The organism is Sphingomonas sp., from assembly GCF_039595165.1.
GTDB lineage: Bacteria > Pseudomonadota > Alphaproteobacteria > Sphingomonadales > Sphingomonadaceae > Sphingomonas.
On sequence record NZ_JBCNMA010000127.1, the window covers coordinates 1 to 9,470 of the forward strand.

Genomic DNA, 9,470 nt, shown 5'->3' on the forward strand with positions numbered 1-9,470 from the left:
AACAGGTTGAGCGGGCGGCAGGCAGGGTCATCGTTGGTGGTAACGGCGTCGGCATTGATCGCGCAGACGATCTGCCCGCCACTCGACACCGCGTTGATCGCGTTGTTGAAGCGCGAAACGACGCGAGTGTTTCCAACGCGCTGCTTGGTGTTGACCTCGCCATGGCTGTAGTGCGCGCTGGCCTTCCAGCTCCCGCCGAGATCGGCGTCGATCCCGACCGCACCCTCCTTCTGCGTGCGCGTGCTGTCCAACTTGACCATGAACGGGCCGTCGAAGAAGCGGCCGAGCGTGAAGCTGGTCTGGCCGGCGGCGGCGAGCGCGCTGCGGATGTCGGCGGACAGGAACGGGTTGGTCGCCTGGATCGTGATGCTCCCCGGCGCGCCGATGTCGGGAAGGAAGTTGTACTTGGAGCGCGAGCGGCCGTAGCTGGCGTCCGCCCACAGCAGCACGCCGCCGAAATCGTAGGTCGCCCGGCCGAAGGTACTGATCCGTTCGAGCGGGGTGGTGACCGCGACGACGTCGAACAGCCCGACGCCGTCTTCGCCGCCGATCATCTGGGCCGGGAACGGCGTCGTCGCAGGATTGGCGGCGAGCGACTGGCCCATGCGGAACCGGCGGAGCGTGCCGTCGTCGTTGAAGATCTGCCCGGCGAAGATGCCGCTGGTGATCAAGCCCGCGGGATGCGTGTTGCCGTTGTTGACGTCGCGCACGAGGATCGTGCGAAGATCGGTGGTCGAGGTGGGATTGAGCCGCACCGTCGCCGCGCTGCCGAGATTGCGGCGCGAGTTGCGATCGGGGATCGCCTCGTCCTTCACATACTCCCCGCCGAACATCAGCTGCCCGCGGCCATCGGCGAACGAGGTGCCGAGCGCCAGATCGGCGCCGTAACGGAACCCGTCGCCACGCGACGAGATGCCCGACTGCACGCCGAGCTGGACGCCCTCGACCTTGTTCTTGAGCAGGATGTTGACCACGCCCGCCACCGCGTCCGAGCTATACGCGGCCGACGCGCCGCCGGTCACCACCTCAACGCGCTCGACCAGGGACATCGGCACATAGTTCAAGTTGTTCTGTCCGACGAAGCGGCGTCCGTTGATCAGCGTCAACGTGCGGTTCGAGCCGAGGCCGCGAAGATCGACCGGCGCGCTGCCGCTTGAGGTGTTGCCCGCCGACACCTGAGTCGTGGTGGTCGGACGGAATTGCGGGGAGTCGTTCAGCACCTGCTGCAGGTTCGAGCGCTGACCCTGACGCAGCTCGAGCTCGCCGATCACGGTCGTCGGCGTCGGCTGGTCGAAGCCGGCGCGTTCGATGCGCGAGCCGGTGACGACGACTTCATTCCCCGTATCCTCGCTCGCGTCTTGCGCGGCGGGATTGGGCGCCGAAGTCTGGGCCGCCACGGGCGCGGCGATCAGCAATCCCACCGCCAGGACAGGAAGGCTGCTGCCCTGCGCAAGTGTACGGGCAAGGCTGGAAACGACGTGATGCATCGGATTGTCTCCCCTCTGATGGCCGCCTTCTGACGGTTCCTATTGTTCTTCCTGCTGCGGGGATCGTGGCACACTGTCCCGATCAGGACAATATATTTCCTATCAGGCTTAAACTGCATGAATGTGGTGCATTTTCTCCAATCCTTGACAGGATCATGATGTTGCGGTCCCCTGAGCGGGCGTCGAATCATCCGGCGCGGGATGATGGAGTCGCTAAATGCCGCGTCCGCTGCTCGCCCTGCTCCTCGCGGCCGGCGCCGCACAACCTGTCCTCGCGCAGGACCTCGCCAAATACTCGCCCGAGGCGCTCGAGCGCGAGGTCGCGACGATCGCGGATTCGCGGATCGCGGTGATGGTGCCGATGCGCGACGGGGTGCGGCTGTCGACCAACATCTACACGCCGAAGAATGCCAAGGGCCGCCTGCCCGTCATCCTGTGGAAGACGCCCTATAACGAGCACAAATTGCGCGGCTCGACTCAGCGCTATGCGATCGAGGCAGTGCGCCGCGGCTATGTCTTCATCGTCCAGAACGAGCGCGGCCGCTATTTCTCCGAAGGCGAGTACGAGATCCTCGGCAAGCCCCAGACCGACGGCTACGACACGCTGAGCTGGATCGCGGCGCAGGGCTGGTCGAACGGCAAGGTTGGCACGCTCGGCTGCTCCTCCTCCGCGGAATGGCAGCTCGCGCTCGCGGCGCAGAACCACCCCGCCCATGCCGCGATGGTGCCGATGGCGGCGGGCGCCGGGATCGGCAAGGTCGGCCGCTTCCAGGAGCAGGGCAACTGGTACACCGGGGGCGTCCCGCGCAGCCTGTTCTTCGTGTGGCTCTACGGCGTCGACAATCCCAACCGCGCCCAGCTCTCGCCCGACCTCGACGAGGCGGCGCGCGCCCGCGCCACGCTCAACAACGATCTCGCCGCGACCAAGCCCAAGGTCGAATGGTCGAAGCACATCAAGCACCTGCCGGTCGACACCCTGTTGTCGAGCCTGGGCGAGCCGCGGCAGACCTTCGACGCCTTCATCGCCCGCACCCCCGCCGACCCGGCATGGCGCCAGGGCGGGCTCTACCATGACGACATGGGCTGGGGCGTGCCGGCGCTGTGGTTCAACAGCTGGTACGACGTGTCGATCGGCCCCAATCTCGAGCTGTTCAACCACGCGCGCGCCAGCACCGGCGATCGCGAGGCGGCCGCCAACCAATATGCGGTGATCGCGCCCGTCACCCACTGCGGCTATGCGCGGCTCGGTCCCAACACCACCGTGGGCGAGCGGTCGATGGGCGATACCAGCTTCGACGTGAACGGCGCGGTGTTCGGCTGGTTCGACCGCTGGCTCAAGGGCGACGCCTCGAAATTCCCGGCCTCGACCCCGCGCGTGCGCTATTTCCTGATGGGCGAGAACCGCTGGAAGAACGCCGCGAGCTGGCCCCCCGCTGGCACGCAGAAACTGCGCCTCTACCTCAGCAGCGGCGGCGACGCGAACAGCCTCGACGGCGGCGGCAAGCTGGTCGCCGCCGAGCCCGGCGCCGAGCGCCCGGACAGCTATCGCTACGATCCGCTGAACCCGGTGCCGACGGTCGGCGGCGGCGATTGCTGCAACGGCGGCATCGTCATCCCCGGCGCATTCGACCAGCGCGGGGTCGAGATCCGCAACGACGTGCTGGTCTATTCGAGCGAGCCGCTCGACGCGCCGATCGAGGTCAGCGGTTTCGTCGACGCGGTGCTGAGCGTCTCGTCGAGCGCGCCCGACACCGACTTCGCGGTCAAGCTGGTCGACGTCGCGCCCGACGGCACCGCCTGGATCATCGGCGACACCATCTTCCGCGCGCGCTACCGCGACGGCTTCGACAAGCCGGCGATGATGAAGCCGGGCGAGACCTACACGATCAAGCCCTCGCCGATCGCGACGAGCATCCGCTTCGGCAAAGGGCATCGCATCCGCGTCGAGGTGACCTCGTCCAACTTTCCCAAGTTCGTGCGCAACCTGAACACCGGCGGCGCCAACGAGCGCGAGAGCAAGGGCGTCGTCGCCACCAACGCGATCCACCACGCGCCGGGCCGGCAATCCTATGTCGAGCTGCCCGTCGTCCGCTGAACGGAGAAAGGCGCCAATCAGGTGTTGACGTTTCCAAATGGGACCATATCATCCTAATTAGAAAATTCACGGGGAGGAATCGCGAATGCTTGTCTCTCGTCGTCAGGCGATCGGCGCCGTGGGCGCGGCGATCATCGCCGCTCCCCATGTCGCCCGCGCCGGCTTCCAGATCAGCCCGTACAGCAACAAGGCCTATTCGAAGCGCGCGATCGAGCTGGTCCGCCAGGCGGTGGTCGTCGACATGCTCGCGCCAATCAAGATCGACTTCGATCCGAGCTTCTACGCCGCGCCGATGTCCGAGAAGATGGCCGCCGATTTCCGGGCCAGCGGCATCAGCGCGATCCATCACGCCATCGGGATCGGCGGCAACAACGCCCGCGAGCAGGCGCTCAGCTTCCTGGCGACGTACGGCAACTATGTCGCACGCAACAGCCACGTGCTGACCGGCGTCGACAAGTTCGCCGACATCCTGCGCGCCAGGAAGGACCGCAAGGTCGCGGTGATCATGGGCCTGCAGAACGCGGACCAGTTCAACCGCCCGCAGGACGTCAAGTTCTTCTACGAGCTCGGCCTGCGCTGCGCCCAGCTCACCTACAATTCGCAGAACCGCATCGGCGGCGGATCGACCGACCGCGTCGATGGCGGCGTGAGCGATTTCGGCGCGGCGATCATCGGCGAGATGAACAAGGTCGGCATGCTGGTCGACGTGTCGCATTGCGGCGACCGCACCACGCTCGACGGCATCGCCATCTCGACCAAGCCGATCTCGATCACGCACAGCAACTGCCGCGCGCTGATCGACCATCCCCGCGTCAAAACCGACGAGGCGATCAAGGCGATGGCCGCGAAGGGCGGCGTGATGGGCATCACCGGCGTGCGCAACTTCGTCAGCAAGACCGATCCGACGACGATCGTGAACTATGCCGACCATATCGATCACGTCGTCAAGCTGGTCGGCATCGACCATGTCGGCATCGGCACCGACAGCGATCTCTACGGCTATGACGACACCAGCCCCGAGCTGAACAAGATGCTGCGCGGCGCCTACAAGGACAGCTACGCCTTTCGCGAGAAGATCGACATCGACGGATTCGACCACCCGCTCAAGATGTTCGACCTCACCGAAGAGCTGATCCGCCGCAAATATTCCGACGCCAACATCCTCGCGGTGCTCGGCGGCAATTTCCAGCGGTTGCTGACCGCGACCTGGGGCGGTTGAGCATGACGATCCGGTTCCTTTTCCTGACCGTGCGAGCGGCACGATGAACGCGCCCCTCGACCGTATCTCCGGCACGATCGAGCTGCCGCAGCCCTATGTCCTGTTCCTCGGCGACACCACGATCGCCGGGTTCGCCAAGACCGCGTTCGGCCTGCGCGACTGGGCGCCCGAGAAATGCGTCGGCGAGATCCGGCTGGCAGGCGCGACCGTCACCACCGGCCTCGACGCGGTGCCCCCGGCCGAGGCCTATGCCCGCGGCGCCCGCGCGCTGGTGATCGGCGTCGCCAACCAGGGCGGCGTGATCCCGCCGAGCTGGCGTGCGTCGCTGGTCGAGGCGCTGGAGGCCGGGCTCGACCTCGTCGCGGGCATGCACATGCGGCTCGCCGACATCCCGGAACTGGCGGAAGCCGCGCACCGCCTCGGCCGCCAGCTGATCGACGTGCGCGTGCCGCCGCCGCACATCCCGGTCGCGACCGGGCGCAAGCGCAGCGGCAAGCGGCTGCTCACCGTCGGCACCGATTGCGCGCTTGGCAAGAAATACACCGCGCTGGCGCTCGCCCGCGCGTTCCGGGATCGCGGTGTCGACACCGACTTCCGCGCGAGCGGACAGACCGGCATCATGATCGCCGGCGGCGGCATCCCGATGGACGCGGTCGTCTCCGACTTCGAGGCGGGCGCCGCTGAACTGCTCTCGCCCGACGCCGCGCCGGGCCATTGGGACGTGATCGAAGGCCAGGGCGCGCTTACCCACCCGTCCTACGCCGCGGTCTCGCTGGGCCTGCTCCACGGCAGCCAGCCCGATGTGTTCGTGGTCTGCCACGAGCCCGGCCGCACCGAGATGCTCGGCACCGCCGGCTATGCGCTGACCAGCGTCGAGGAGATCGTCGAGCTGACCATCGCCCTCGGCCGGCGCACCAATCCCGCGATCCGCTGCGGCGGCTTCTCGTTCAACACCTTCGCATTGGGTGACGCGGAAGCCGCCGAGCTGATGGCGCGCGAGAGCAAGCGGCTCGGCCTGCCCGTCGCCGATCCGATCCGCGGCGGCCCCGCCTTCGACGCGCTCGTCGGCAGCTGCCTCGCATGATCCGCCGCGCGTCCCGTCCCCTGGGCGCGCGGCACCCACGACCTTCCGCCCGGGAGATTTCTCGATGACTCGATTCCCCGCCCTGCGCCGGGCCGCGATCGCGGCCGCGCTGCTCGGATGCACTGCCCTGCCCGCCACCGCGCAGACCGCCGCCGTCCCGCCCGCACGCGTCGCCGGGCTCGCCGATTTCGTCGACGGCGTGATGGCGCAGCAGCTCGCCACGCGCGAGGTCGCGGGCGCGGTCGTCACCGTGGTCCAGAACGGCAAGGTCCTGTTCTCGCGCGGCTATGGCTTCGCCGATGTCGACAAGGGCGTCGCGGTCGACGGGCAGCGCACGCTGTTCCGCCCCGGTTCGGTCTCGAAGATGTTCACCTGGACCGCGCTGCTGCAGCAGGTCGAGCTCGGCCGCGTCGATCTCGATGCGGACGTGAACACCTATCTCGATTTCCGGATTCCCGAGTTCGAAGGCAAGCCGATCCGCGTGCGCGACCTGCTGTCGCACACGCCGGGCATGAGCGATGTCGGCGGGCTCACCGCGCCGTCGGTCGACAAGCTGGTGCCCTATGTCGAGTGGATGAAGACCCGCGTGCCCAAGCGGCTGTGGCCGGCGGGAACGGAGACCTCCTACTCCAACTACGGCTCGGTGCTCGCCGGCTATATCGTCGAGCGAGTCTCGGGCGAGCGCTTTCCGGACTATGTCGAGAAGCACATCTTCACCCCGCTCGGCATGGCCTCGACCACCTTCCGCGAGCCCCTGCCCGCCGCGCTCGCGCCGCGCATGGCGAACGGCTATATCTACAAGGACGGCCGCCTCGTCGCCGAGCCGTTCGAGCTGTTCAGCCCGGTGATGCCGGCCGGGTCGGGTACCAGCAGCGGCGCCGACATGGCGCGCTTCATGATGGCGATGCTGAACGGCGGCGCGCTCGGCAAGGCGCGCATCCTCAAGGCCAGCTCGGTCCAGTTGCTGATGCGCGATTCGCACGCCAACGCGCCCGGCCTGCCCGGCATGGCGCACGGCTTCTTCGTGGTGCGCGAGGCCGGGCCGCGCCTCGTCGGCCATGGCGGCAATACCGGCGACTTCCACTCGAACATGATCCTCTCGCCCGAGACCGGGATCGGCTTCTTCATCTCGGAGACCGGCGGCCAGGGCAGCTATGGCGGCCGCACCGAGCTGACCGAGGCGCTGATCGGGCGGCTGTTCCCGGTGAAGCCCGCGCCGCGCGTCGCCGCGCCCGCGAACGAGACGCTGCCGCTCGGCGCCTATCGCGGCAACCGCCGCGACTATTCGCGCGACGCCAATCCCGCGCGCGACCTCAAGGTCGCCGCCGCCGGCCCGAACGCGCTCACCGTCACCAACGAGGGCCGCACCAGCTATTGGGAGCGGATCGGCCCGATGCTGTTCGAGCAGGTCACCGGCGCCCGCGCCGGCGGCCCGTACGAGAAGCTGCGCTTCTATGGCGAGCCCGGGCGCTGGCGGCTCGGCTTCAGCTCGCAACCCCATGTCGCGTACTATCTGATTCAGCCCTGACCGAGGAGGTCCTCTCATGAAGCTGTTGCTCGCGCTCGCGCTGTCCTGCGCCCCCGTCGCGGCTCTCGCCCAGACCGCCACCGCCGACACGCCCGGCAAGCTTCCGAGCGGCGTGCAGTACGTCCAGCCCAAGGACTGGACCGCGTCGAAACAGGGGCCCGCGCTCGTCTTCACCTCGCCCGAGGGCGACCTGCGCATCGTCGTGGCCGATATCGGCGCCGCGGCGGATGCCAAGGACGCCGTCGCCAAGGCCTGGGCCGTGGTTCGCCCGGGCGCCGCGCCGGCGCTACGCACCAGCATCGACGCTCCGGCCGGCGATGGTTGGGAGGAGCGCGTGAGCTTCGCCTATGAGACGCTGCCGAGCGAGCGCGCCAGTCGCTCGGCCACCGCGTTGCGCAAGGGCACGGCATGGACCGTACTGATCGTCGACGGTTCGGCCGGCACCGCCGCCAAGCGCTCCGCCGCGATGTCGGTGGTGTCGCAGAGCCTGCGCCCGGCCGGCTTCCAGAAGGAGAGCTTCGCCGGCATGACCGCGCACCAGCTCACCCCCGGGCGGGTCAAGCTGCTCACCGATTTCGTCGAGAGGAGCCGCCAGGAACTCGAGGTGCCCGGTATCGGCTTCGCGCTGATCGACGACGGCAATGTGGTGTGGCAGGGCGGCTTCGGGGTGCGCGCGCTCGGCTCGCCAGCCAAGGTCGATCAGAACACCAAGTTCATGATCGCGTCGAACACCAAGGGAATGACCACCCTGCTCCTCTCGATGCTGGCCGACGAGGGCAAGCTGCGCTGGGACGAGAAGGTCGTCGACCTCTATCCCGAGTTCCGTCTCGGCAATGACCAGGTCACCCAGTCGGTGCTGGTCAGGCACCTGATCTGCGCCTGCACCGGCCTGCCGCGCAAGGATTTCGGCTTCATCCTCGCCGACAAGGGCCAGCCGGCCGCCGCGACCTTCACCCAGCTCGCCGCGACCATGCCGACCAGCAAGTTCGGCGACCTGTTCCAGTACAACAACCAGCTGGCGTCCGCGGCCGGTTATGTGGGCGGGCATATCCTCTATCCCAAGATGGAGTTCGGCGCGGCCTATGACCGGGCGATGGAGGAGAAGGTCTTCAAGCCGCTCGGCATGACGGACAGCACCTTCGACTATGCCGAGGGCATGGCCGGCAACTGGGCGGCGCCGCACGGCCTCGACGTCGACGGCAAGGTCACGCTGATGTCCAACGACTTCAACTGGGCGCCCTATCCCTATCGCCCCGCCGGCGCGGCCTTCTCCACCACCGCCGACATGGTCCGCTATGTCCAGCTCGAGCTCGGCAAGGGCATGCTCGACGGCAAGCGGCTGGTGAGCCAGGCCAACCTCGTCGCGCGGCGCGAGAAGGGCGTGCAGGTCGGGCCCGACAGCTGGTACGGCATGGGCCTGTTCCAGCGCGACGCCTCGGGCGTGCAGGTGGTGACGCATGGCGGCACGCTGATGGGCTATCACAGCACCTGGTACGCGCTGCCCGAATCCGGCGTCGGCCTGGTGATCCTCACCAACAGCGACCCGGGCGCGCAGATGCTCGGGCCGGTGCTGCGCCGACTGCTCGAAGTGCTCTACGACGGCCAGCCCGAGGCCGAGCGCGACGTCGCCGCCGCTGCGGCGCGGATCAAGACTCAGGCCAAGGCGCGGCGCGCGCGGCTGACCTATCCGGGCGACGCCGCGGTGCTCGGCAATCTCGCCGGCCACTATAGCGATCCGTCGGTCGGCCAGATCACGATCAGCGACAGGAACGGCCAGAAATGGATCAAGGCCGGCTTCGTCGAAGGTCCGCTCGCCACCCGCAGGAATGCCGACGGCACGGTTTCGGTCATCTCGGTCGGGCCCGGCAATATCGGCGTCGACGCGCTCGTCGGCACCAAGGACGGCAAGCGCACGCTGACGATCAACGACGGGCAGCAGACCCAATATGTCTATGTCGAGGATTGAGCCACTTCAATCCTCCCCTGGCCGGGGAGGATTATGTGGCGGCCGCGTATTCGCCCTTCCAATGTTGGAACCGATTTGCTTCATCATGATC

At 67.8% G+C, this 9,470-nt stretch carries 6 protein-coding genes; 5 read left to right on the top strand and 1 reads right to left on the bottom strand.

The genetic code is table 11. The features are described 5' to 3' along the window. Positions 1-1,487 (bottom strand): TonB-dependent receptor plug domain-containing protein (locus tag ABDV68_RS16095; protein ID WP_343521117.1); only part of this gene is annotated, 1,487 nt, incomplete at its 3' end. 217 nt (positions 1,488-1,704) lie between these two features. Here ABDV68_RS16095 and ABDV68_RS16100 point away from each other — a divergent pair. The 5 genes from ABDV68_RS16100 (at position 1,705) to ABDV68_RS16120 (ending at position 9,379) form a co-directional block, all read left to right on the top strand. Continuing rightward, a complete protein-coding gene (locus tag ABDV68_RS16100) occupies positions 1,705-3,582 on the top strand; it encodes a CocE/NonD family hydrolase (protein ID WP_343521118.1) in 1,878 nt (625 codons plus the stop codon). A gap of 85 nt (positions 3,583-3,667) precedes the next feature. After that, on the top strand, positions 3,668-4,801 hold the full coding sequence (locus ABDV68_RS16105; RefSeq protein WP_343521119.1) for a membrane dipeptidase: 1,134 nt from the start codon (positions 3,668-3,670) through the stop codon (positions 4,799-4,801). Between the two features lie 43 nt (positions 4,802-4,844). Continuing rightward, positions 4,845-5,885 carry a DUF1611 domain-containing protein gene (locus ABDV68_RS16110; protein WP_343521120.1) on the top strand — a complete coding sequence of 347 codons (1,041 nt, stop codon included), beginning with the start codon at positions 4,845-4,847 and terminating at the stop codon, positions 5,883-5,885. A 64-nt stretch (positions 5,886-5,949) separates the two neighbouring features. After that, complete coding sequence (locus ABDV68_RS16115; RefSeq protein ID WP_343521121.1) at positions 5,950-7,413, top strand: serine hydrolase domain-containing protein; 1,464 nt, start codon at positions 5,950-5,952, stop codon at positions 7,411-7,413. Between the two features lie 16 nt (positions 7,414-7,429). After that, positions 7,430-9,379, top strand: a complete 1,950-nt coding sequence (locus ABDV68_RS16120; RefSeq protein WP_343521122.1) for a serine hydrolase domain-containing protein — start codon at positions 7,430-7,432, stop codon at positions 9,377-9,379. Positions 9,380-9,470: the final 91 nt, after the last annotated feature.